The 23,221-nt window shown below is 27.5% G+C and carries 24 protein-coding genes and 1 tRNA gene; 19 read left to right on the top strand and 6 right to left on the bottom strand.

The genetic code is table 4. The features are described from left to right. Nucleotides 1–20: 20 nt before the first annotated feature. The 4 genes from MCJ_RS00380 to MCJ_RS00395 all read right to left on the bottom strand — a co-directional run bounded on the left by MCJ_RS00380 (nucleotide 21) and on the right by MCJ_RS00395 (nucleotide 2,936). Nucleotides 21–680 carry a phosphorylase family protein gene (locus MCJ_RS00380; protein ID WP_050731544.1) on the bottom strand — a complete coding sequence of 220 codons (660 nt, stop codon included), beginning with the start codon at nucleotides 678–680 and terminating at the stop codon, nucleotides 21–23. Then, nucleotides 658–1,749 (bottom strand): nicotinate-nucleotide adenylyltransferase, encoded by a 1,092-nt coding sequence (locus MCJ_RS00385; RefSeq protein WP_012751298.1) that lies wholly within the window; start codon nucleotides 1,747–1,749, stop codon nucleotides 658–660. Before MCJ_RS00385 ends, MCJ_RS00380 begins: the two co-directional genes overlap by 23 nt. 3 nt (nucleotides 1,750–1,752) lie before the next feature. Further along, nucleotides 1,753–2,670: a Cof-type HAD-IIB family hydrolase gene (locus MCJ_RS00390; RefSeq protein ID WP_012751299.1), complete on the bottom strand. Its 918-nt coding sequence runs from the start codon at nucleotides 2,668–2,670 to the stop codon at nucleotides 1,753–1,755. 189 nt (nucleotides 2,671–2,859) lie between these two features. After that, nucleotides 2,860–2,936, bottom strand: a tRNA-Arg gene (locus MCJ_RS00395). Nucleotides 2,937–3,073: 137 nt separating this feature from the next. On the opposite strand from MCJ_RS00395, the gene MCJ_RS00400 reads away from it, so the two are divergent. The 11 genes from MCJ_RS00400 to MCJ_RS00450 all read left to right on the top strand — a co-directional run bounded on the left by MCJ_RS00400 (nucleotide 3,074) and on the right by MCJ_RS00450 (nucleotide 14,440). Then, entirely contained in the window at nucleotides 3,074–4,030 is a 957-nt protein-coding gene (locus MCJ_RS00400) for a phosphate acetyltransferase (RefSeq protein ID WP_041594471.1), read from the top strand. Further along, entirely contained in the window at nucleotides 4,027–5,235 is a 1,209-nt protein-coding gene (locus tag MCJ_RS00405; RefSeq protein WP_129621919.1) for an acetate/propionate family kinase, read from the top strand. Before MCJ_RS00400 ends, MCJ_RS00405 begins: the two co-directional genes overlap by 4 nt. Further along, complete coding sequence (coaD, locus tag MCJ_RS00410) at nucleotides 5,210–5,656, top strand: pantetheine-phosphate adenylyltransferase (protein WP_041594472.1); 447 nt, start codon at nucleotides 5,210–5,212, stop codon at nucleotides 5,654–5,656. Before MCJ_RS00405 ends, coaD begins: the two co-directional genes overlap by 26 nt. Then, nucleotides 5,656–6,207, top strand: a complete 552-nt coding sequence (yihA, locus tag MCJ_RS00415) for a ribosome biogenesis GTP-binding protein YihA/YsxC (protein WP_012751303.1) — start codon at nucleotides 5,656–5,658, stop codon at nucleotides 6,205–6,207. The genes coaD and yihA overlap by 1 nt, the downstream gene beginning before the upstream one ends. Before the next feature lie 539 nt (nucleotides 6,208–6,746). Further along, the gene (locus MCJ_RS00420) at nucleotides 6,747–7,022 is read left to right on the top strand and encodes a restriction endonuclease subunit S (protein WP_041594473.1); all 276 of its coding nucleotides are present in this window, start codon (nucleotides 6,747–6,749) and stop codon (nucleotides 7,020–7,022) included. Between the two features lie 413 nt (nucleotides 7,023–7,435). Next, nucleotides 7,436–8,119, top strand: coding sequence for a dsDNA nuclease domain-containing protein (locus MCJ_RS00425; protein ID WP_012751305.1), 684 nt, complete (start codon nucleotides 7,436–7,438; stop codon nucleotides 8,117–8,119). Further along, nucleotides 8,073–8,453, top strand: a complete 381-nt coding sequence (locus MCJ_RS00430; protein WP_041594474.1) for a hypothetical protein — start codon at nucleotides 8,073–8,075, stop codon at nucleotides 8,451–8,453. Before MCJ_RS00425 ends, MCJ_RS00430 begins: the two co-directional genes overlap by 47 nt. A 3-nt stretch (nucleotides 8,454–8,456) precedes the next feature. After that, nucleotides 8,457–10,136, top strand: a complete 1,680-nt coding sequence (locus MCJ_RS00435; protein ID WP_012751306.1) for a hypothetical protein — start codon at nucleotides 8,457–8,459, stop codon at nucleotides 10,134–10,136. A 280-nt stretch (nucleotides 10,137–10,416) separates the two neighbouring features. Next, nucleotides 10,417–11,598 (top strand): IS3 family transposase, encoded by a 1,182-nt coding sequence (locus MCJ_RS00440; protein ID WP_012751307.1) that lies wholly within the window; start codon nucleotides 10,417–10,419, stop codon nucleotides 11,596–11,598. Nucleotides 11,599–11,909: 311 nt separating this feature from the next. Further along, a complete protein-coding gene (locus tag MCJ_RS00445; RefSeq protein ID WP_012751308.1) occupies nucleotides 11,910–13,367 on the top strand; it encodes a DUF2130 domain-containing protein in 1,458 nt (485 codons plus the stop codon). A 152-nt stretch (nucleotides 13,368–13,519) separates the two neighbouring features. Next, a complete protein-coding gene (locus tag MCJ_RS00450; protein ID WP_041594475.1) occupies nucleotides 13,520–14,440 on the top strand; it encodes a lactate/malate family dehydrogenase in 921 nt (306 codons plus the stop codon). A 9-nt stretch (nucleotides 14,441–14,449) separates the two neighbouring features. On the opposite strand, the gene mnmA is transcribed toward MCJ_RS00450, so the two are convergent. Together mnmA and MCJ_RS00460 are read right to left on the bottom strand one after the other, a co-directional pair. Further along, complete coding sequence (mnmA, locus tag MCJ_RS00455) at nucleotides 14,450–15,562, bottom strand: tRNA 2-thiouridine(34) synthase MnmA (RefSeq protein ID WP_012751310.1); 1,113 nt, start codon at nucleotides 15,560–15,562, stop codon at nucleotides 14,450–14,452. Continuing rightward, the gene (locus tag MCJ_RS00460) at nucleotides 15,562–16,446 is read right to left on the bottom strand and encodes an MAGa3780 family membrane protein (RefSeq protein WP_012751311.1); all 885 of its coding nucleotides are present in this window, start codon (nucleotides 16,444–16,446) and stop codon (nucleotides 15,562–15,564) included. Before MCJ_RS00460 ends, mnmA begins: the two co-directional genes overlap by 1 nt. 367 nt (nucleotides 16,447–16,813) lie before the next feature. On the opposite strand from MCJ_RS00460, the gene MCJ_RS00465 reads away from it, so the two are divergent. The 8 genes from MCJ_RS00465 to MCJ_RS00500 are packed head-to-tail and all read left to right on the top strand — an operon-like array spanning nucleotide 16,814 to nucleotide 23,189. Continuing rightward, complete coding sequence (locus MCJ_RS00465; RefSeq protein ID WP_012751312.1) at nucleotides 16,814–17,461, top strand: beta/alpha barrel domain-containing protein; 648 nt, start codon at nucleotides 16,814–16,816, stop codon at nucleotides 17,459–17,461. After that, complete coding sequence (locus MCJ_RS00470) at nucleotides 17,448–18,065, top strand: hypothetical protein (protein WP_012751313.1); 618 nt, start codon at nucleotides 17,448–17,450, stop codon at nucleotides 18,063–18,065. Before MCJ_RS00465 ends, MCJ_RS00470 begins: the two co-directional genes overlap by 14 nt. After that, entirely contained in the window at nucleotides 18,052–18,723 is a 672-nt protein-coding gene (locus MCJ_RS00475; protein WP_041594476.1) for a hypothetical protein, read from the top strand. Before MCJ_RS00470 ends, MCJ_RS00475 begins: the two co-directional genes overlap by 14 nt. Next, complete coding sequence (locus MCJ_RS00480) at nucleotides 18,723–19,019, top strand: hypothetical protein (RefSeq protein WP_012751315.1); 297 nt, start codon at nucleotides 18,723–18,725, stop codon at nucleotides 19,017–19,019. Before MCJ_RS00475 ends, MCJ_RS00480 begins: the two co-directional genes overlap by 1 nt. 1 nt (nucleotide 19,020) lies before the next feature. Next, entirely contained in the window at nucleotides 19,021–19,461 is a 441-nt protein-coding gene (locus MCJ_RS00485) for a PTS sugar transporter subunit IIA (RefSeq protein ID WP_012751316.1), read from the top strand. Nucleotides 19,462–19,463: 2 nt separating this feature from the next. Further along, complete coding sequence (locus MCJ_RS00490) at nucleotides 19,464–19,739, top strand: PTS sugar transporter subunit IIB (RefSeq protein ID WP_041594478.1); 276 nt, start codon at nucleotides 19,464–19,466, stop codon at nucleotides 19,737–19,739. 17 nt (nucleotides 19,740–19,756) lie between these two features. After that, on the top strand, nucleotides 19,757–21,283 hold the full coding sequence (locus MCJ_RS00495) for a PTS ascorbate transporter subunit IIC (protein WP_012751318.1): 1,527 nt from the start codon (nucleotides 19,757–19,759) through the stop codon (nucleotides 21,281–21,283). Next, nucleotides 21,231–23,189: a transketolase-like TK C-terminal-containing protein gene (locus MCJ_RS00500; RefSeq protein ID WP_050731545.1), complete on the top strand. Its 1,959-nt coding sequence runs from the start codon at nucleotides 21,231–21,233 to the stop codon at nucleotides 23,187–23,189. The genes MCJ_RS00495 and MCJ_RS00500 overlap by 53 nt, the downstream gene beginning before the upstream one ends. Nucleotides 23,190–23,221 lie beyond the last annotated feature (32 nt).

The raw sequence follows: 23,221 nt of genomic DNA on the forward strand, positions 1-23,221 counted from the left end.
TTTAATATAAGTCTATAAAATTATTGGTTTTTCAAATATTTGAAAATTTTTTCTAATGCTTTTTTTGCACCGTTTTTGATTGCATTATTTACAATTTCAAAATCAGAATTGTTACCAATAATATCGCTTACATATTTAATACAAGCAAATTTAACTTGATTTTTTTGGCAGATAAAAGCAATTGCGAAAGCTTCCATTTCTACAAATTTAACTTGCGGAAATATCTTTAGTTTTTCAATATTATCAATAAATGAATTGGAGGAACCTAAAATAATATCATTATTTCCTTTGTTCAAAATGTTATTTTTTAAATAAGGTAGTTCTCCAGGTGTCACTCCTGCTTGATATCAGGGTGTAATGGCATCCAATAGAAAAAATTTTTTTGGGTATATAATTGTTCCAATTTCTATATTATTTACAGAACCCACTGCTCCATAATTATAAATTATTTCAACTTGGTATTTGTCAATAAGATGTTGAGTAAGCGCAGCGGCATTATTTAAACCAATTCCAGAATTAGCATAAAAAATATTAAAATTTGGTAATTCAAGACACTCTATTTTTCCAAAAGGTGTTTGTTTTTGAACACTTTTTTGAATTTCTAGGAAATCTAAATTGACTTTTTCAAGATTATCAGCATAGATAATTGCAATATTTTTATTTTTCACTATGGATTTCATACAATCTTTTTTGTTGTTCACTATTTATTGTATCTTTGTGGAATTCAGCACTCATTTGAACTAGTTTTTTAAAAGCTTCATCTAAATTTTCAAGGGCAAGTTTTCGTAGTTTTTGCACGCCTTCAAATTTTCTTCCAATTGCCAATTTGTCTGCTACAAAAACAATTTTACTCAAAGTGGACATATTTTCACAAAGGCTTGTGTGACATCCAATAGCTTCAATAATATTTTCTTTTGCCAGTTTATAAACATTTTTGAGTCAAAGTGAAGCGCTAGTTTGATGCAACTGATAAAACAATAATTTTTCTTCAGGATAGTCTTGCTGTTTTAAAAAAAGTCTATGTTTTTCTTCACTTCATGTCTTTGTAATATCATGAAGCAAACCTGCTAAATAAGCATCATGATTATCAATTTCTTTGTGTTGTGCTGCTATTTGTGCTGCAAATTTGGCAGTATTATAGCAATGTTTTAGTCTCTCACCATTGTTAACAAAGGAAGATAAAATGTCTTCAATATATAATTGGTTTTTGCCAATATACTCATTAACTTTTTCATCTAGAAAAGAAAAATTACCATTTCTTATCATAGTTGAACTTGATTCTATAGGTTGACCTTCTAAAATAATTGCATTATATTTATTAATTTGTTTTTTAGGTAGATAATGAGATCTATTAAAAATTACTAACTGAATTTTGGACAAAATTTCCTTGTAATCTCTTCATTTATGAAGGTTTTTTAGATTATCAGAACCAATGATGAGATATATTTTAGCATTTGGATATTTATGTTTAAAATAATTTACAGTCTTGATTGTGTAACTAACTTGTTGCGCTTTAATTTCAAAATCACTTACTTGTGATTTTGAAATTTTTACTAAATTAATCATATTAATTTTATGAACTGGTTCGATAAATGCTTTACTTTTGTGTTTAAAAGGATTGATATAATTTGGAACAAAAAATAATTGGTCTAGTTCTAATTGATCAATTGCAGTTTTTGCAACATGGATGTGAGCCTTGTGAATGGGGTTGAAGGTTCCTCCAAAAATAGCTATTTTTTTAAAATTCATATTTTATTTAAGATCCACTGAAACAGAAGAGCGAATTTTTTTAATATTTTTGGAATAGGCAATTTCTTTTTCAGGATCTTTTAAAAACTTTTTGATATAGTGGCCCACTCCACCCTCTTTATTTGTTTTTTTAAGTACAACAGTTGCATGTTTTTGAATTTCAGGATCAGAATTTTTCATTGCTACAGAAATAGTGGCAACTGATAACATTCCAATATCATTAAAGCTATCGCCAATTGAAATAATATGATCTAAATCGATGTTATAGTATCGCGCCAACATTGAAACAACTTTTGATTTATTTACTCCTACCGCTGTCATATCAAAGACATATGTAGTTCCCTCTCCTTTAGATCAAGCAGAAAATTCTCCGATATCGCCATATTTTCTTTCTAAATAGGATTTTAACTCAGCAACATTAGTGCTCAATTTTGTATCCATAATTAGCGAAGTTGGGCGAAGTGGAATTTTGTTAAAATTTATTCCTGCTTTTAAATCAGGTATTAAATTAAAACCAAAAACTTGTTCCAATTGTTCATCACGTTTTTTTAATTTAGCTCATCCAGGACCTTCAATTGCAATATTAGAAATTTCTGATTTTACTTTTTGGTCGCCTAAAATATACAATATTTCATTTAAATTTAGGTAGCTAATTTCAGGAACAAAATTATAATCACTTGGATTGTGAATATGAGCACCATTAAAATTTGCAACAATAGTTTTTAGCTCTAATTTTTTATAAATATCTTTTGTTGATCTTCAGGGTCTACCTGTCAAAATACAAACTATGTGACCTTCACTTGTAGCTCTTTTGATTTCTTTTTCAGTATCAGGATGTATTTCACCAGTGACAGAATCTGATAAAACAGTTCCATCTAAATCTAAAAGGAATAAAAATTTATTTCTCTTTTTGTGTTTCATATTTTTTCCATTTCTTTATTGTTAAATATAATAAAAATTTTACTACTTAAACATAAATTAATGGTGTTTTTTATGAACTCAGCATTTTGAAACTTAATAAAAAAATAATTTTTTAATTTTAAAAACACAAGCAAAACGCTTTTTGTAGACAATTATTTTTTTATTAAGTCTAAAAAAAGTAAAAAAAAATGGCGATCACGAGAGGATTCGAACCTCTGACCACAAGCTTAGAAGGCTCGTGCTCTATCCTACTGAGCTACGCGACCACGCATTTAGATATTGTACCATAAAAAAATCTTTTATTAAAAAGTTTTTAAAAATAGAAATATTTTTCATGCTTTGCTTAATTTTGCTATAAAAAGTTATAAAATTATTATAAATTTGTAATATGAAAGGAAAAAATATGAATTACCAAAAGGAATTAGAAAAAAGTGTCATTGATAATCAAAAAGATAGTGGACTAAAAACTATTTTAATAATCGATGGGGAAGACAAAAGAGCAATTAAAGCAGCTGAGTTATTATCAAAAAATAAGCTAGTTGAACCAATTTTATTAACTAAAAATAAAATTGAAAACACTAGTGTAAAACAACATATTTTTAATGAAACAGAATATCAAGAATTTGTTGAAAAATTTGTTGAACTACGTAAAGGAAAAGAAACCCTTGAAGCTGCCCAAAAACAGATGTCAAGCCTTCCTTTTTATGGAACAATGCTACTAAAATTAAACAAAGTAGATGGTGTCATTGGTGGGCTAAATTACCCAACAGCTGATATTTTAAGAGCTGCCTTTAAAATTATAGGGCCTACCCCCGGAATTAAAACAATTTCTTCAGTAATGATTGTTCACAAAGAAGAACAAAAATTCTTATTTAGCGATATTTCAGTAAATATTGCACCAACAGTTGAACAATTGGTCGATATTGCAAAAAATGCAAATGATTTTGCACTTCAGTTAGGTTTTGATCCGCAATTAGCTTTTCTTTCTTTTTCAACAAGTAGATCAGCAGTTGCTCCACAATCTGAATTAGTCGAAAAAGCGAGTCAAATTTATAATGAAAGTGCTACTAAAAAAGCACTTGGAGAAATTCAATTTGATGCTGCCTTAGACGAGGCTGTGCGAAGTCAAAAATACAAAGGTGAACTACCAAAAAGTAATGCAAATGTTTTAATTTTTCCTAATTTAGATGCAGGTAATATTGGTTACAAAATAGCACAAAGATTAGGTGGCTACGGTGCAATTGGGCCAATTATTACCGGAATTGCAAGCCCAATTAATGACTTGTCAAGAGGAGCTACAGTTGAAGATATTTACAACACAGCACTGATTACCGCACTACAAGCTAAAGGAGATAAATAATGAAAAAAATCTTAGTCATCAACGCTGGCTCATCTTCCATTAAGTGACAAATTTTTACTAAAGAGGACTTTTCCCTTTTTGCCCAAGGTTTAATTGAGCGCATTGGAATTAGTGGTGGATTTTTCAAATTGAGTGGGCCAAATGGTAAATTTGAATTAGCTTTTGATGTTAGCGATCACAAAAGCGCAATGGCAAAATTAATTCAAATTTGACTTGAACAAAAAGTTGTCGAAGATGTCTTAGAAATCGAAGTCGCTGGCTTTCGAATTGTTCATGGTGGTTCTATTTTTCGTGGACCTACTAAACTTGATGATGAAAAAATTGCACAAATTTCACAGTTGTCTAAATTTGCACCACTGCACAATCCAGGAGCTGTTCAAACCATTGTAGCTATTCAGCAAATTTTACCCAATGTCAAATTAGCAGCTAGTTTTGATACCGCATTTCATGCAGATATTCCCGCAATTAACTACACTTATGCAATTGATCAAGAATTTGCTAAAAAATATGGTATTCAAAAATATGGTTTTCATGGAATTAGCCACAAATTTATTACTAATACTTTAGAAAAAGTGCTCTCTACCAGCCAAGTCAACTATGTCAACATGCACATCGGCAACGGTGCTTCACTTGCGGCTATTAAAGAGTCTAAATCTTTTGATACAACTATGGGTCTCACACCGCTAGCTGGGGTCATGATGGGTACTAGAAGTGGTGACATTGATCCTTCAATTCATCTTTTTGCAGCCCAAGAAGCGCACTTATCAATTGAAGAATTTACTGACATGCTCAATAAAAAATCAGGGCTTTTAGGAGTCTCAGGGATCTCTTCTGACATGCGTGATTTAATTACAGCTGCTCAAAGTGGTGATCAAAAAGCAAAATTTGCGCTTGAATTATATGCACAAAAAATTGTTAATTATTTAGTAGATTATATTAACAAAGTAGGAAAAAATATTCAAGCCTTGGTTTTTACAGGTGGTGTTGGTGAAAATTCAGCTTTCATGCGTGAGTTAATTATTAGTAAAGTTGATTTACCAAAGCTAAATATCAAAATAGATACAAAAATCAACAACAAACCACTTGGTGAGTTTGCCCAAGTTGAGCTAGTTTCTAGTCAAGATTCAGATATTCCAATTTATGTTATTAAAACAAATGAAGAACTTTTAATTGCACAAAATGCTATCAAATCCTTTGAATCATAAAGAAAAACAAGCAATTTTTGCAGGTAGTTTTGACCCCTTACACGAAGGTCATCTTAGTATCATCAATAAAGCTTTAAAAATTTTTGATCACCTATTTGTCGTTGTCACAATTAATCCAGATAAAAGCGATGCTAGTGACATTGAAGCTCGATTTTTAAGTGTTAAAGAACAACTAAGTGATTTCAAAAACGTAACTGTTATTAAAAATAGTAATAAATTAACTGCGGAATTGGCAAAAGAGTTAAATATTAAATTTCTTGTGCGCTCCGCTCGCAATAATTTAGATCTAAATTATGAAATGAGTTTGGCAGCAGGCAATCATCAATTAAACAATGATTTAGAAACAATTTTATTTTTTCCTGATTATGAATTAATTGAATATAGTTCTACCTTAGAAAGGCATAAAAAATTTTATAAATAATGTGAACATTTATAAAATCTGCATCTAGCAGAGCAAATTGACTCATCGAAGAAGAACAAATTGCCTTTATAGGTCGTTCTAATGTGGGAAAATCTTCACTTATTAATGCACTTGCAAAACAGAAAATTGCCAAGGTTTCCAAACATCCTGGGCGGACACAACTTATTAATTATTTTAAAACTGATAAAAATAAAATTGTTGTTGATTTACCAGGTTATGGCTATGCAAAAATTAGTATTTCGCAAAAAATGGAAATTTCGCAAATGGTTAATCAATTTTTTCAGGAAAATAACAAATTAAAAGCCGTTTTTCTAATTATTGATGCCTTTGTTGGTTTTACAAATCTTGATTTGCAAATGCTTGATTATTTAAAAGATTTAAATATTGAGACAATTTTAGTAGCTAATAAAATCGATAAAACAAATCAAAGTCAAAGATCTAAAATCACAAATATTATAAACAAAATGAATTATGAAGTAATTTTAACCTCGAGCAAGAAACAAACTGGTCTAGACAAAATTGATTTAAAAATTAATCAGATTTTAAATTAAATTATTAATGTAAAAATTGTATAAAAACATGGTAACATACCATGTTTTTTGTTATTTTTCAGTTGGATAAAATTTGAGGCAAACTGAAAAAATATTTAAAAGTTAAAAATAGTGCACGAGTGAGAAAAAATTGAAGCTAAATAGGCAAATCTATTATTTTGAAAAAATTTAACTATTTAAATGGATACAAAATCTTCCAAAACCTTTAGAAAATAAAGGTATTATGAAAAAATAAATTAATAAAAGACAAGTAGAAAGAATGGCTTGTCTTTTTCTTTTTGAGCACGTAAAAATAACATAAGCTGTATCGATTTTATAGCAATAAAAACAAGATTTTTTAAAATGAAGAAAGCAAACTTATCTTAATTAATAGTAATTTTTATAAAGATTTAAGAGATAAAAAAATGAAGCCAAGAAACTAAACCCATGTTTAATAAAAAAATGATAAAATTATATCAACATAGAATTAAACTGGAATAAAATTTAGCGTTGTTGGTTGTCTTCGAATTCTTCGAAAACACACGGGTTTTGGAGCAACAATGACAGGTTTAACTTCCAAAAATAGTGATATATATTTTATATATTACTTGTTATCTTCTTATTTTACAGTAGACTCAATAGCTAATAGAGCAGTAGTACCAAATATTTATTTTAAAGATTATAAACATTTTGAATATTTTGTACCTTCTATCAATGAACAAGAAGAAATAGAAAAAGTGTTTAAAAATATAGACAATTTGCTAAATTTATATGAATTAAAATTGCAAAAAATTGAAATGATTAAAAAATCATTGTTAGATAAAATGTTTGTTTAAAACTCTATAATCAATTGCTAACTTATCAAGTTTTAAATTTTATAATATTATTGGTAAATTATACTAATTTATATTCACTAAAATTCTCAGCAACATATAATTAGTATTTTCTATTAAATGTTTAAAAAAATCTATAAAAATAAGCACTTTTTCAAAAATACTTTTAGACAAAATTCATATTTATTTTGTTAAATTATTAATGATTGAAATTAAATTATTTGAAAGTAATGAAATTTGCTCAATTTAGGATAATAAAAAATAATAATTGTATTTTAATATCAAGGAATGCTTATTGTAAGCGACAAAATAAAATAGACTATTTTTATAGTGATTATATTGATAATAATTATATTTCATTAATCAATGATAGCAAAATCACTATATAATTTTAATTAGTAGGGAGGCGTGTACTAGTGGATAAAACATCAGGTAGTATAACTTATAATAGATTGCGATTTCAAATTGCACAATCTATGTTATTTATAATCGATTTTTATGATAATTTAGAAGATTTTATACTAACTTTAGACTATTTTGATGATATAACTTTTTTTGATAACGAAGAAATGGATGGTTCTGTAAGCTACTTTCAATTAAAAACAAATGAGCAAGTTACTATTACATACATCATTAAGAAAGGGTGGATTAGCAAATTATATAAGCATTTAAAATCAGATAATAAAGACAATGTTTCTAAAATATCATTGATTGTGTCATCAAATATAAAAGATAAACAGAAAAAAATAGTTGAATATGGAGAAAAGAAATTTGGTGATTTGCCTCAAAATGTTAAGGAAGAAATAATAAAAAGCATAGCTACTAATTATAAGTGTAATGAATCTGAAGTTGATTTATCCAAATTTTCTATAATTAAAACTGTTTTAACAAAAGATACATACTTTCAATTGGCAGAAAACAAATTAACAACTTTTCTAGAAAAGATAAATCCAGATATCACCTTAAGAACAAGTAAATTAATTTTTAATTCTCTTTGAGCATGGATGGATTCAAAACAAGCTTTTGAATTTCCACCTGGTAGTGTTGTTAGTTATGATGAGGTACGTAGTAAAAAAAAGTATTTCAAAAAAAGATTTTAACGAAATTATCAACTATTCAAATCAAATTACAATACCGGAATTTGAAGTAATTGTAAAAGCAATAGGAAGTATAGCTTCTAAAGAAAAAATTGGAATTGCTTATTCTTATATAGTATCTGATATAAAGAAACAAGATTCAATATTTTTCGATTTATTTAATAGTTCAAGAGATATTTTGAAGACATTCAATTATAACAATAAGTTATCTTTTGGTGCTAATTTAAGCGAGTATGTGTCAATTATAAAAAGTAAAAACCCAAGAAATATACATGTTATAAATGATGATTTCTATTCTGAGGTAATAGGCGCTTGGTTGTTATTGAGGGGGAAATAATTTATGAAAAAATTTTGTATTACAAGAATAGAAATATATGATGTCATTGAAAATGAAGCTTTTTTTACCAATTTTACAAAAGGCATAAATGTAGTTACTGGTAGAGATAATCATGTAGGGAAATCATCTTTGCTAAAGTCTATTTATTACTCATTTGGTTGCAATGTTGATTATGATTCTGCCTGAGATAAAAAAAGTAAATTGGTTTCTGTAAACTTCATGTTAGATAATAAACTATATAAAATTAGTAGGTTAGATAATAAATACTTGTTACAGGATTCAGAAGGACAAATTTTATTAAGAACAAAAGAAGTAAGTAAGAAATTAGCTCCATTTTTATCGGAGCTTTTTGAGATGGAAATTTATTTAACAAATAAAGATAAAAAAGTTGAATTGGCACCACCTGTATTTTTCTTCTTGCCATATTACATTGATCAAGATAAAGGATGGTCTAATGAACCATTTAATAGTTTTTTAAATCTTGATCAATTTAAAAAAACAGAGAGATTAAAATGCCTATATTATCATCTTGGTCTTTATAATAAAGAGACTTTCAAATTGACTAATGAAATAGAAAACCTAAAGGATAAAAAAATTCGATTTGAACACTTAAATACAAAATATACAGATTTTAAAGAAATTCTTGAAGATGAAATAGAAGTACTAGAAGTTCTAAATAATAATGAGTTGTATAAAAGTTTGGATGAATTAAGAAATAATATTACTGAGAAACTAGTTAAGTTAGATGAAGTGAAAAATAAAATAAATATTTCTAAATCAACACTATCTAATTTAGAATATAATTTAGAAATATTAAAAAATAATTTTAAACATCAAGATAATATAAACTTTATTACTTGTCCGAGATGTGGTTTCACAAAACGTAAATCATTTCCATATAAAATTGAAAATATTATTATTGGTGAATTTTCTAGGCACAATACAGAATTTTCTATATATGAATTAAATAAAATGATAGATGAACAGAAAAAAAATATTAATGATTATACAGATATTTATACAGATTTATATACTGAAATATCTATAAAAAAACAGAAAGTAGAAAATAATGATGTTTTTACAAAATTTATTAATGGTAAAGGAAGAGAAAATATAAAACTAGATTTTGATAAAAAGATAGCTAATAATGCAATTCAAATAAATGACTTAAAAACTGAAATAAGATCTAAGAAAAAATATTTAAATGAAAAAAAAGATCCAAAACAATTAAATGAATGATACGAAAAAGAAGTAAAAAATTTTTTACACGGGTTGAATGCTTGAGATGAAAGAGCTTCTAGTAAGATCACTTTAATTAAACCGTTTAAAGGGCAAGGAAACCTAGCAGTTAAATCAATAGTTGCATCTTATTTATCATTGTTTAAAGTAATGGAAATTTCTAATACTAAAGTAACAAAATTTACTTTTATTGTTGATTCACCAAGAACCAAGGAAGCTAGTGAGAATAGTAGTATCGAAATATTATCTAAAATAACTGATATTTCTAATTTGGAACAAGTTATTATTGCGACTGTAGATTTTGATTTTTATAGTGGTGATATTAAATCTGATGTTAATAAAATAGTACTCAAGGATCAAAAGCATTTATTGAATAAAACTTTTTATACTGAACTAAATAATGGTGAATTTATCAAGTTTATGAAAAACTCTAAAAATTGGTAGTTACCTATCTGATGACCAACATCTCCATGTTGTAAAATATAGTTAATATAAGGTAGGAGATGTATAGAATAATTTCAGCTATAATTTTAGCAACACTATCATTAGCACTCATAGTATTCTTTATAAATAGGGTAGTATAGATAAAATTTCTAGTGGATATAAACCAGGACAAAAAAAATTAACACTAAGGTGTTGGCTTTTTTGTTTAAGTTTAGGAAAAAACTAACACCAAAAGTGTTAGTTTTTTTAAATTTTCAAATGCAACAAAAGGAGAATACTAATGTCAAGACACTTTATAAAAGACGAGTTTGATATGATTTATAAAATTTACAATGAATTTGGATTAAAACAAACAATAAATTATGTAAATGAAATTTCGCCAGATACAAATTTTATAACCAGAGAACAGCTAGTTCGAAGAATCAAAAAAATTATTATATACTATAATAATGGTATGCAAGATCAATTATTAGATAAAAAGGGTGCAAATAGAAAGCCAGGAAGTGGCAAACCTAAAAAATCAATTGAACCCGATTGAAACGAATTTACAAAAGAAGAATTAATAGAAATAGCTAAGAGATATTACGAAATCAACAAAAATAAATCAAAATCAGGAAAACTTAGTGAAGCCAAAAAACTAAATATTTCCTTTAGCAAATCTGCAAAAATTTTTAATGTATGCAGACAAGCAGTGGCAAAATCTAAAACTAGAGTTACAAAAGTAAGGGAGCACAAAAATGACGCAATAATTAAAAAATCCTTTCTTGATAACAAAGGTAGATATGGTCGCTTAAGATTGAGTGCTTATATTTCTATGAAATATAATATTTACATTAACCCTCGAAGTCTTGGAAGAGATTTAAAAAGATTGAATTTAGTATGCAAAATTAGAAAACAAAGAAGAAAGAGCGAAATTAAGAATACCAAATTCACACTGCCCGATATTGTTAAACGCGACTACAATGATAAATTAAATAGAAATATTTTTGCTACTGATGTTTCATACATAAAAGCTCCCAAAGATGTTAAGGATAGTCATGTATTTTTGTCTGTAATAATTGAGCATAAAACTAAAAAAATCAGAGATTTTAAATTATCTCTAAACAATGATCTTGATTTAGTTATGGATAATATAAAGACATTTAGCTCTATTGATAAAGATTTTGTTATTCATTCAGACCATGGATTTCAATACACCTCAAAAATCTATATTGACAAAATAAATAAAATGGGAGGAACTGTTTCATTGTCTCGTGTAGGAAATTCACTAGATAATAGAGAGGCTGAATACTGATTTTCAATTATAAAAAGTGAATGTTTAAACGAGTTAGACTACAGTAAAATAACTTTAGAAGATCTGAAAAAAATAATTGCAGATTATATATTTTGATACAACAACTATAGAATTCAATCGATTTTAAATTGAAAAACACCACAGCAATATGCTATGATGTTAAAATAATATTAAACTGTTAATTTTTTTTGTCCTAGTTTAATATACTGCGTATTTTTTTAGATATTGTGTTTGCAATTTTGTGATTAAACATAAGTTTTCTTAAACCTCTTTGTTTTGCTAAAAATTTTTCAAATGCTAATTAGTGATTTGTATAAAATAATCAAAAAATCTATAAAAATAAATACTTTTAATTAAATAATCAATAATAATTGATATTTACTTTATTTAGCTAAAATTTAATTTATTTTAATCTTGATAATTAAAATTAAATTATTGATATAATAGCCTATATAAAAAGATAATTAAGGATGGGGAGTATGGTAAAACAAATCAAAATTAGATTAATTGATAGTAAAACACTAACATATGAATTATTAGAAGATGGCAATAAAGGTGATCGTTTTTCTATTTTTAGCGAAATAGAAGAATATGCAAATGCAATTATTCAAAAGAAAAAAGAAGAATGAAAAAAAGAAATTACTAATGATATTTTACAAAATCATTTTGAAGTTAAAGAATTAAAAGAAAAAGTCTCAAAAAGTGCTAGCCATTTACAAAGATTAGATACAGAAAAAAATAAAATTGAATGAGCTAATAAGCAATTAATAAACCAAATAAAAGATCTTAAAGATAACCAAGATCAAACAATAAAAAAAGAAGTGGAATTGCAGAAGTTGCAAATAGAGTCTGAAAAAACTAAGACCATTTCAGAATTGGAAAAAACAATTAGTTTATTAAAGGAAAAAAATACTATTCTACAATCTGACAAAGAGAAAATTGCTAATGATAAAAAGTATGAAATTGAAAAAATCCAACAAGAAATAAAAAACAAAGAACAACAAATTCAACTGGATAATCAACGCAAAATACAAGAAATAAAAGATAAAATTCAGCAAGATAATGATAAAAAAATTAAAGAATCAGCTGATGAACTAGCAAAAATAAAAACAGAAAATTACCTTAATCAAATTCAAGAATTGCAGCAAAAAAATAAAGAACAAGAAGAACAAATTTCTAGATTTAGAGAAAAAAATATCAACTCCAAAGAAATTGGTGAAGAGCTTGAACAATGAATTTTGGAAAAATATAATCACACATTTCCAAACACAGGATTTGAAACTTCAAGATACATGTTTAATTTTGAAAAAGATAATAAAGTTGTTGCTGGTGAAGATGGCCATACTAAAGCCGACTTTATTTTTAGTATAGAAGACAAAGAAAACCAAAAAATTGAAAGAATAATTGTTGAGGCAAAAACTGAATCTAAATTTAAAGAAGGAAAGCAAAAAAATGCTAGCTTCTTTCGAACATTAGAGTCCAATAGAAAGAAAAAAGATGCTGCTTATGCCATTTTAGTTACTGAACTAGAATCAAAAGAATACTTTACCATCGAAAAAGTTGCTGGATATGAAAAACTTTATATGTGTCGCCCTCATTTTTTTATCACTCTTTTAAATATTTTAAAATCCTTAATTATTAAAGAAAATGAACTACTAATAGAAATTGGCCGTGCTAAATGAGATTTTAAAGAATCAGAGGCTATTCGAAGTGAGTTTGAAGACTGACGTGAAAAAAAATTAATCAAATTTGCAAATAAAATTCGAGAAAAAACAGAAAAACAACAAAAAACTATTGCAAATATTATCACAAGTGCACAAAGTATTGAAGATTTCTTGAGAGACTTAGTTGATAAGGAAATTGCTAATTTTGAAAAACATATTGGTGATTATAAAATCGAAAAAATTATCAAAAAAATTGATAAATTAAATGATTAAAAATTAAAAAAATGCAAAAATAACAGAAAATTTTATTAATGGGTTTCTGTTATTTTTTATAATTAAATTATTGCAAAAATCAATATTGCAATTTTTTGGATTTTGGTATTAAAATTTATTTTAATTTTAAAAGATCAACAAAGGAAAACACTATGAAAAATATTGCCATAATTAATACCACTTTGAATAATATGACTGTGGTAAATAATGCTCTAATTAAGGATTTGGGTGCCAATTTTTTTATTATTAATTCTAATATTGAAGCTGCCCAAGCACATGTTAAAGACTTAGAAGATGTTATTGATTTTAATAATAAATCTCAACTGGAAGTAGCTGATTTTCGAGTTTTACAAAAATGTGATATTATTTTAATAGATGTTCACAGTAGTTGAAAACCAGGTATGTCTGATGTTGATGTCATGGTGCAAAATAGTGAATTCATTTATCAAGTAGCTTGGCAAACACGACTTAATAATTTCAATGGTTTAGCACTAATTTTAGCTCCAAATAATAGTGTAATGACAAGAGTGTTTGCAGATGTTAGCGGTTTGAGTACTACCAAAGTAATAGGTCTTGGTGCAATATTGGAAAGCTTTCGCATTAATAAACAATTCGGTAGAGTAATTGAAAACTTTGAAAATAATGCTTTAGTTTTAGGTGATAGTGAAAATAGTTTTGTCGCTGTGCAAGACCTGCTTTTTAAGTATGTCAATATTTCCAGTAAAGATTTAGATATTGAAAATACTGTCTTACAAGCTAATACTCAAACTAATAGAATATTAAGTATCAAAAATCACAATAATTGAGGTATGGGTTTTTGAGCTTTTCAAGTTTTAGACGCTATTGTAAATAACAAAAAAACCACTTTTATTTTAAATGTTAATAAAAGTGATGAATCTATGATTAGCGATGTTTTCATATCACTGCCAACCACTATTGATGGAGAAGGTATTAGCAATATTTACTGACCAAAATTTTCATCTAAAGAAGAAAATTTAGTTTATGCTTTTGTTAATGAACAACGTAATTTTTACAAAATTATCAACCACTATTTTGCTTCAAAAAACAAGTAATTTAGTTAATTAACTTAAGTAATCAAGCTCTTTTTGATTTTGAAAAACCTTTTCAATTTGTCCAGAGATGACTACCATTGGGCCATCATATATAACCACTTCTTGTCCGGGGGTAACAGCTTCAAAATCATCATAATAGACTTGGAATTGATCGTTGTCTATTATTTTGATTTGCACGGCAACTGCTTTTTGGTGATAGCGAAATTTAGCTTTTAAATTGTTAGGATTAAAATTGGCATTTAATATATTTAAATGCGAAGCTAACAAATTGTTAGAAACAAGTCAATGTCTTTGATCTTGAGGAGCTACATAAAGAATTTTTTGTGCTAAATTATGACCAACTACAAAATAAGGTTGACTCATACCACTAAGGCCAAAGCCTTTTCGCTGTCCGATAGTAAAATACATTGCACCAACATGTCTACCCACAATTTTTTGAGTAGTAATATCTACAATATTTCCTGGTTGACTAGGGATATAATTTTGCAAAAAGTCACTGAAGCGGCGTTCACCAATAAAACAAATTCCAGTTGAATCTTTTTTATCATGGGTAATTAAATTTTGTTCAAATGCAATTTTTCGCACTTGATCTTTAGTGTAATCACCTAGAGGAAACAAAACTTTTTTTAGTTGCTCATTTGACAATTGTGACAGAAAATAGCTTTGATCTTTATTTTCATCTTTTGCTTCAAAAAGGAAGCTGTTTTCAGTTTTTGCATAATGGCCCATCGCTATAAAATCAGCTTTAAATTTTTCGATACTATAGTTTAAAAAGTGTTTAAATTTAATATTTTTATTACATAAAATATCAGGATTTGGTGTTTTGCCATTTTTGTATTTTTCAATTAGATCTTCAAAAACTTCATTTCAATATTCATCAATAAAATCAACTCGGTGAATTGGAATATCTAATTGTTTGGCAATTTTTTGCGCATCTAATCAATCTTTTTCTTGCGGACAAATGTGGTCTTGATAGGAATCATTTCCCTTAATATCGTTGTTGATAGTTGAGTCTCAATTTCTCATAAAAACAGCAATTACCTCATGTCCTTGTTGCTTTAATAAATAAGCTGTTACAGAAGAATCAACTCCACCTGATAAACCAACTACAATTCTTGACATTATTGATCTTCTTTCTTATTAAATATCATTTTAGTTTTGTCATATGTTATTTTAAATAATTTGTATATTCTTTTAAAAAAACTGTAAATAAAAGGTCTTAATTTTCACTCTATTCGCCTGATGCCATAAAGATTTATAAGAAGTAGAGCTACAAGATACGGAAGTATAAATGAAAATAAAAAAGTAATTAAATTTAATAGGAAAATTAGGAAATAATTATTACCTGAATAAAAGAAAGGATGTAAAAAATTTAAAAAAGGGTAAATAGTCAAACCTGTATAAAAATAAACAAATTTTTCATCATCATATTGGTTACTTAATCATTGTTTGACTGTAAAAATGTATAAAAATAAACAAAAAATATAGTAGGCAAACATATAAAAAATAGCAGCAAATAAACCTATTTTTTTAAGCACAAAATCTTTTCTAAATCAAAAAAGTGAAATTACTGCAAGGATAGGGTGTAAAAAATGAACTGTTGCTGTTGAAAAAAGTTCTTTTGAATTATTAAAGTCTATATGTCAGGCTATTAATGTTCAAAAAACAATAAAAACAATTGTCATCATTACTGTTGTTGCAAAAAGAAATTGAAATTTTCTTTTTGTTGGTGATATTGTATAACCTAGAAGAGCTAAACCGAGCAAGATATTGGATTGGTAGGTGAAGTAAAAAATAACACTAAAGTTTTGAAAGTAGTTTACAAAACTAATGAAATAATAGTTATCTAAAACAAATTCTTGATAATTGTTTCTAATAGATCTTGTAATTAGATAAATAGAAAAAGATAAAACCAAAACACTAAAAATCAGCGCTGTTTTTCTATGTCTAGCTCACTTTGAAAAGTCGTCCAATTTTTCTGAAATATAATTATTTGAATTTTCCATATTTTTATTTATTATATAAGAAAATAAAGTATTTTTAGTAATAAAGTTGCATTAAAAATAAAACAATATCTTTAATTTGAGTATTTCTTAGTTAAAGGTTAATTTTTATTCTTGATTATATTTTTCATTTGTTTAAATATGAACTACTTTTATAAATTTTTAAGGTAGTTTTTTGTATTTAATTTCTTAAAAATTTTTTAATAAAATCTTGTTTTTCTTCATTTTTAAACAACTTTTAAGTAATTTAGAGCAATACTTAAGTTGTCCAATTTATTGTCTTCTTAAGCTAAAAATTAGTTTGAGCAAATGCTTGCTAAAAAAAAAAAAAAAGTAAAATTAAAAATAGGTGCTTTATTGGAGGAAGATAATGTTTTATTCTCAAAGTGTTTTAGCTCTAAATATATTTAAATCTTTAAAAATATTAACAAAGTTGCAAAAATATGGACTTAAATATGCACATATTGACTTTGCAGATGAAATTTATGCCAAAAATTTTGGTGCAAATTATGAAATGACTTCCTATCTAGTTAAATTATTTCCAAATATTGAATTTGATGCACACTTAATGACTAAAAACCCTTTTGAAAAAATTGAAAAATTGGTACAAATTGGAATAAAAACCATTTTTATTCCCATAGAATTTTTAACATTAGAACAACTTATTTTTATAAAAAAGCAATATCCAAATATAAATTTTGGAGCAATGTTGCAAGCTCATCAAGAAGTCCAAGATTTTGCAAATATTATTGCAAAAATACCTATTATTTTAGTAATGACAATTGATAAAATTGGAGGTACAGGCCAACCTTTAAATCCTAAGTTATTAGAAAAAATAAGCCAGATTCGTTCTTTAAATTCAAAGATTAAAGTTTATTCTGATGGTGGACTAAGAAAAGAAAATTGAGACTTATTTGAGCAATTTAATGTGGATGTAGCAATTGGTGGCAGCATTATCTTTTCCTATCCTAATTTTTCAGATTTTGCAAAACAATGAGGTAGCAATGACTCCAATTAATATTGCTATTTATTCATTAGCAGGTATTCTGGCCTTAATTTTGATTTTTGTCATTGTTAAAAGATTAGTAACAAAACCTGAAAAATCAACAAAATCCTTGATTTCAACAACAAAAGAGACAATTGATTCCTTAAAAATAATAAATGCTTCAACCGATTCTTCAGTAATGACTAATTTGCTTGTAAAAAATAGATTTTCTAAACTAAATTATTCGATTATTCCAGGATTAATTGTTACTAAGGAGAGCATTTTTGTAGTTTCTAATATTATCCCTTTTAACAAAAGTGTTGAAAAGATAATCATTAGTGATGATATTTATTCAGAAAAAAATAATAAAAAACAAAAATGAAATTATTTTGATAAAAAAGAATTCGACAATATTGTTTTGTTGATAAATAAAAAATATAATAATGCAAAATATTTTATACTAGTGAGTGACAAAATTGAGCTCTCAAAAATTAATAATCAAAGTGAATATAAACTAATAAATCAATCACAACTTATAAATAACATTAATCAAGAAGTTGCTCCTTTGCAGAATCCTAAAATTATTGTTCAGTATTTTAGTTCAATTAATAGGTTTGATAAAAATGATAGAAATTAATTTTTCATATTACGGTATTTTTATTTTTTTAATGGTAATTTTATTACAGTTTTTTATATTTTTTATTTATCAAGTTAATTTAAAAATTAAGTATAGTAATTTTGCAACGCCTTTTAAAATTAATATTGATGAAATTAGAAAAACCTTGAATAAAAAATATAATTTAACTTTTGATTTTAAGCTCACAAATGAAATTTTATTTGATCATATTTCCTTTAAAAATATGATCATTAAAATTCCTGAGGCTTATTTAGATGAGAGTGCTTATGGACAAATTAATTTATTATTTTTTCATTATTTTTATTTAAATAATAATAAATTCAAACTGAAATATAATAAAGTTTTATTTACAACTTTTCTTATTTTTTTTCATATTTTTATTATTTTATTAACAATGAGTTTGTATTGAATTTCAATAATATTTTTAGTTATCAGTTTGATAATTTTATCTTTAGATTTTGTACTAAATCATAAAATTTTTTGACAATCTTTTAAAGACTGTTCTACTTTTATAGAAGCTTTTCAAGATGGAGAAAATTATTTATTAATGAAATCATATTTGAAATATAAAAAAATTGCTTTTTGAAAAAGATACTTTATTTTTTATCCTTTATGAACAAAAAATATGGTTGTTGCATTTAGTAAATGAGGTAAATAATGAAAGAAAAAATAATTAAAGAACTAGTAAAAATCTATGATCATGAACAAAAAAAGCTTGAAAATAAAAGCTTGGAAGAATTAAATGAGATATTAGAGCAAGCTAAAGAAGACAAGATAAGATTAAAATCTAATCCTAATAAATTTTTTTACATCAAATCGTTACCAAAACCTAAAGAGGTAAAAACAACAACGAGCACAAAAGCGGGGGCAATAGTTTTTATAGCCTTTGTTCTCACACTTTTATTGGCTGGTGCTCTATTTTTTATTATTGCATTTACAAATAACAGGGGTTAATATGAAATTATTTGACAAAAAAATGATGGTTTTTAAAGACATTAAAGATTGAAAAGAAGTAGTTCATGAGGGCGTAAGGATATTAGTTGAAAATCAAAAAGCAACTTGAGATCTTGAAAAAGCAATCATGGAATCCACTGCTCAATTCGGTGCTTACTATGTTTTAGAAAAAGGCATTGCACTTTTGCATGCCCCAGTCGGTGCTTATTGTATTAAAGCTGCAGCATCAATTTTACTTTTGCACAACTATGTAACTTTTAATAATCAAGAAGATAAACAAGCAAAAATTATTGTTACATTAAGTGCACCAAACTCTAATGATCATATTGATTTAATTTCACAATTTGCAAATTATTTTGGTAATCAAGAGTTTAAAAAAGAAGCATATCAAGCAAATAGTGTTGAGCATTTTTTAGATATAGTTAAAAAATATGAGGTTTAAAAATGAACATAAAATGTGTTTGTGGATCTGGTCTAGGATCATCACTTTTACTCGAAATGAATGTAAAAATGGTGCTAGATAAATTAAATATTGACTATGAATCAGTAGAACATACAAACATTTCTTCCTTTAATGCACAAGGTGTTGATTATGTCGTTGTTGGTGCTGATGTTGCACCAACTTTAGAATTTGATGCCAGCAAAATGATAGTTTTAACTAACATTTTATCTAAGGAAGAATTAGAAGAAAAATTAAAAAAAGTTTTAAAAATTAATTAAAAAATAAAGGACAAAAAATGAATTTTGGTTTCTGATTACTATCTTTTATAAAAGATTTTGTAGGAACCCCAGCTTTACTTGTTGGTCTTTTTACACTCATTGGTGCAATTTCAATGCGTAAAAAGCTTTCACAAATTATCATCAGCTCTTTTAAAGTCACAGTTGGATTTTTAATTCTTGGTGGCGGCGCTGGTGTGCTCGTCGGCTCCCTTACAAAATTTCAACCCCTTTTTGAAAGAGTTTATAATCTATCAGGGGTAATTCCTAACAACGATGCTTTTGCAGGCGCGCTTGCAAAATCACTTCCAAGTATTGCAACTCTTGGTTCACTCATTATGGTAGTTGCAATGCTTTTAAACATCATTTTAGCTTTATTTTCCAGACTAAAATATGTTTATTTATCAGGGCATGTGCTCTATTATTCTTCACTAATGTTAGCAGCTGTGATGTATACTTCCGGCTTTGATTTTCAAAATAGTGCCTCCGATTTTGCCCTTGCACTAATTTCTGGAGCAGGAGTTTTAGCTATTTACATGATTGTCTCACCTGCAGTTCAACAAAGATATATGCGTCAAATAACACAAACAGATGAGATTGCCCTTGGTCACACAGGTGGTTTTGGTTATGCACTCTCTGGTATAATCGGTGAGACTATTGCTAAGTTTGCAAAAAAACCGCTTCTATCAACTGAGGCTATTAAGTTTCCCCAATCACTCTACTTTTTTAGAAATACCTTAGTTTCTATTTCACTGACTGTCTTTGTTTTCTATTTATTTGCTTTTTTACCAGCTGGTATTATGTACGAAATTGGTAAGATAGATCCTCTTCGCGATGCTCAAGCTTTTGAGATTTTATCTTCAGGTAATTGGGTAGTCACAATGATTGTCTCTGCTTTTACTTTTACAGCTGGGGTAGAAATTATTTTAGCTGGTGTGCGTTTATTTGTCGGTGAATTAGTGCCGATGTTTAAAGGAATTTCTGACAAATTAATTAAAAATTCTAAGGTTGCAGTTGATTGTCCAGTGGTCTTTCCTTATGCACCAAATGCTGTCATTATTGGCTTTATTTCTTCTTTTTTAGCAGGAATTGTTGGCCTTCTAATTACTCTTGGTTTAGGAAAAGCAGCTCTGATTCCCGCAGTTATTTTACCAGGATTAGTGCCACACTTTTTCCTAGGAGCAACTTCTGGAGTTTTTGGTAATGTCAAAGGTGGCATCTGAGGAGCAATTGTTGGACCTTTTGTTGGTGGACTAATTATTACTTTTATTCCTGTCTTTTTTGCTCTTGGAAACTGAACACCACTTTCAAATAATTCTTTAGGTCAACTTTTGGTCGCCTCTGGTGAGTCTAGCAAATCACTTGTTAGTCTTAACTGAGGAGATACAGATTATTTTATTGGGTATCTTCCAGGACTTATTGGCTTGATTCCAAAAATTGGTAAGTTTGCAATTTTTGTAACTACAATCTTAGCTTATTTAGGATTTGTTATTGATGGAATTATTAAAAAACAAAGAAGTAAAAAACTTGAAGAGCAAAGACACTAATTTATTTTTAGCATCAATGCGCTCAATTGCTATTGATGCTATTAATCAAGCAGGTGGTGGACACCTTGGAATGGCTTTAGGTGCAAGTGAAATTTTTTATGCAATAGTTGCAAAAAACCTTCATTTTTCAAGCAAAAATCCTAAACGAATCAACCGTGATCGCTTTGTTCTCTCAGCTGGTCATGGCTCAATGGGTCTTTATTCACTCTATCATTTAATGGGCTTAATTTCACTTGAAGAAATCAAGCAACACAAGCAATTACACTCGCAAACACCTTCGCATCCTGAAGTTGATAAACTAGATTATATTGATGCTTCGACAGGTCCTTTGGGTCAAGGAATCGCGATGGCAGTGGGAATGGCACTTGCTGAGCAAAAGTTAGCAAACTACTTCAATTATCAAGACTTTTTACTCATCAATCACTATACATATGTTCTTTGTGGCGATGGCGATTTACAAGAAGGAGTCGCCCTTGAAGCACTAGCTTTTGCAGCTACTAATAAACTTAGCAAACTAATTGTCATCCATGATTATAATGATGTCCAAATTGATACAAGATCATCTGAGGTCAACAGCGTTGATTTTCAAGGATTTTTTAGCTCACTAGGCTTTCATACGATTATTTTAAAAGATAATCAGGTAGAAACTATTGATGAGGCAATAAAAGAGGCACAAAATTCCAATTTACCAACTTATATTCAAGTGCCAACAATTATTGCTTTTCAAACTCAGTTTGCAAATCAAAGTCTAGGACACCATGGAAGCTTGAATTTAGAACAAACTATTGATTTAAAAACAAAGCTCAATTTAACTAATTTTCAACCTTTTAATGTTGAAAATTCAGTTTATCAAATGGGTCAAAAACTGCTTTTAAAAAAAGAACAAGCTTACCAAAAATGAGAGAATTTATTTACAGCTTATCAAAAAAGATTTCCTGATTTGGCACAAAAGTTTGTTGATTTTATGAACAAAAAAGAAGATATTAGCATTGAAAATCTAGTTTTTGCTAAGCAAAATTTAGCAATTCGTGACTATGTTGGCCAAATTATTACTACTTTAAATCAAAAAGACTTATTTTTATTAGGTGGCTCAGCTGATTTAGCCGTTGCTACGAAAGTACAGTTTACAAATCCTAAAAGGATTGACTATGGAATTCGTGAATTTGCGATGGCTGCTATTAACAATGGAATTTTATTACATAGTAATTTTAGAACTATTTCTTCAACTTTTTTAAGCTTTAGTGATTATGGCAAACCAGCGCTGAGAATGGCTTCATTGATGAAATTAAACCCTATTTATATTTTTAGTCATGACTCTTATCAAGTAGGTGGTGATGGACCAACTCACCAACCTGTTGAACAATTAGGTGCTCTTAGGGCTATTCCTAATTTTTTAGTAGTGCGACCTTGCGATGACTTTGAGACTCTAGAAGGTTTTTCTTACCTTTTAAATCTAAAAGATCAACCCAGTGCCCTCATTGCTTCGCGTCAGCCTTTAGTTTCTTATAATAAATTAGAAAAATTTGCTCCAGCTTACTATATTGATAGAAAAATCAACAACAATATTATCTTGTTAGCTTCAGGATCAGAAGTCAGCTTAGCATGTAAAGTGGCTAGTGAACTAGAAAAATATAATATCATTGCAAGTGTGGTCTCTGTGCCTATTTTGCAACTTTTAGTCGACGATGCTGAGCTAATTAAGAAGTTAGAATTAGACAAAGTGCCACTTTTTGCAATTGAAGCTTCTAATGATACTCTTTGGTACAAATTAGCAGTTTATCAAAAATTTGCAGGTCGCTTTGCAAAAGACTTCGGCGAATCAGCTCCTGGGCAAATTGTCTATGAATTAAAAGGTTTTAGCCCAGAATTTATTAGTCAGCAAGTACTCAAATTTCTTGAAAAATAATTTAGTTATAAAAAAATGATGCAAGTATTAAA

The sequence above is a fragment of the Mesomycoplasma conjunctivae genome (assembly GCF_000026765.1).
In the GTDB taxonomy this organism is placed as follows: domain Bacteria; phylum Bacillota_I; class Bacilli_A; order Mycoplasmatales; family Metamycoplasmataceae; genus Mesomycoplasma; species Mesomycoplasma conjunctivae.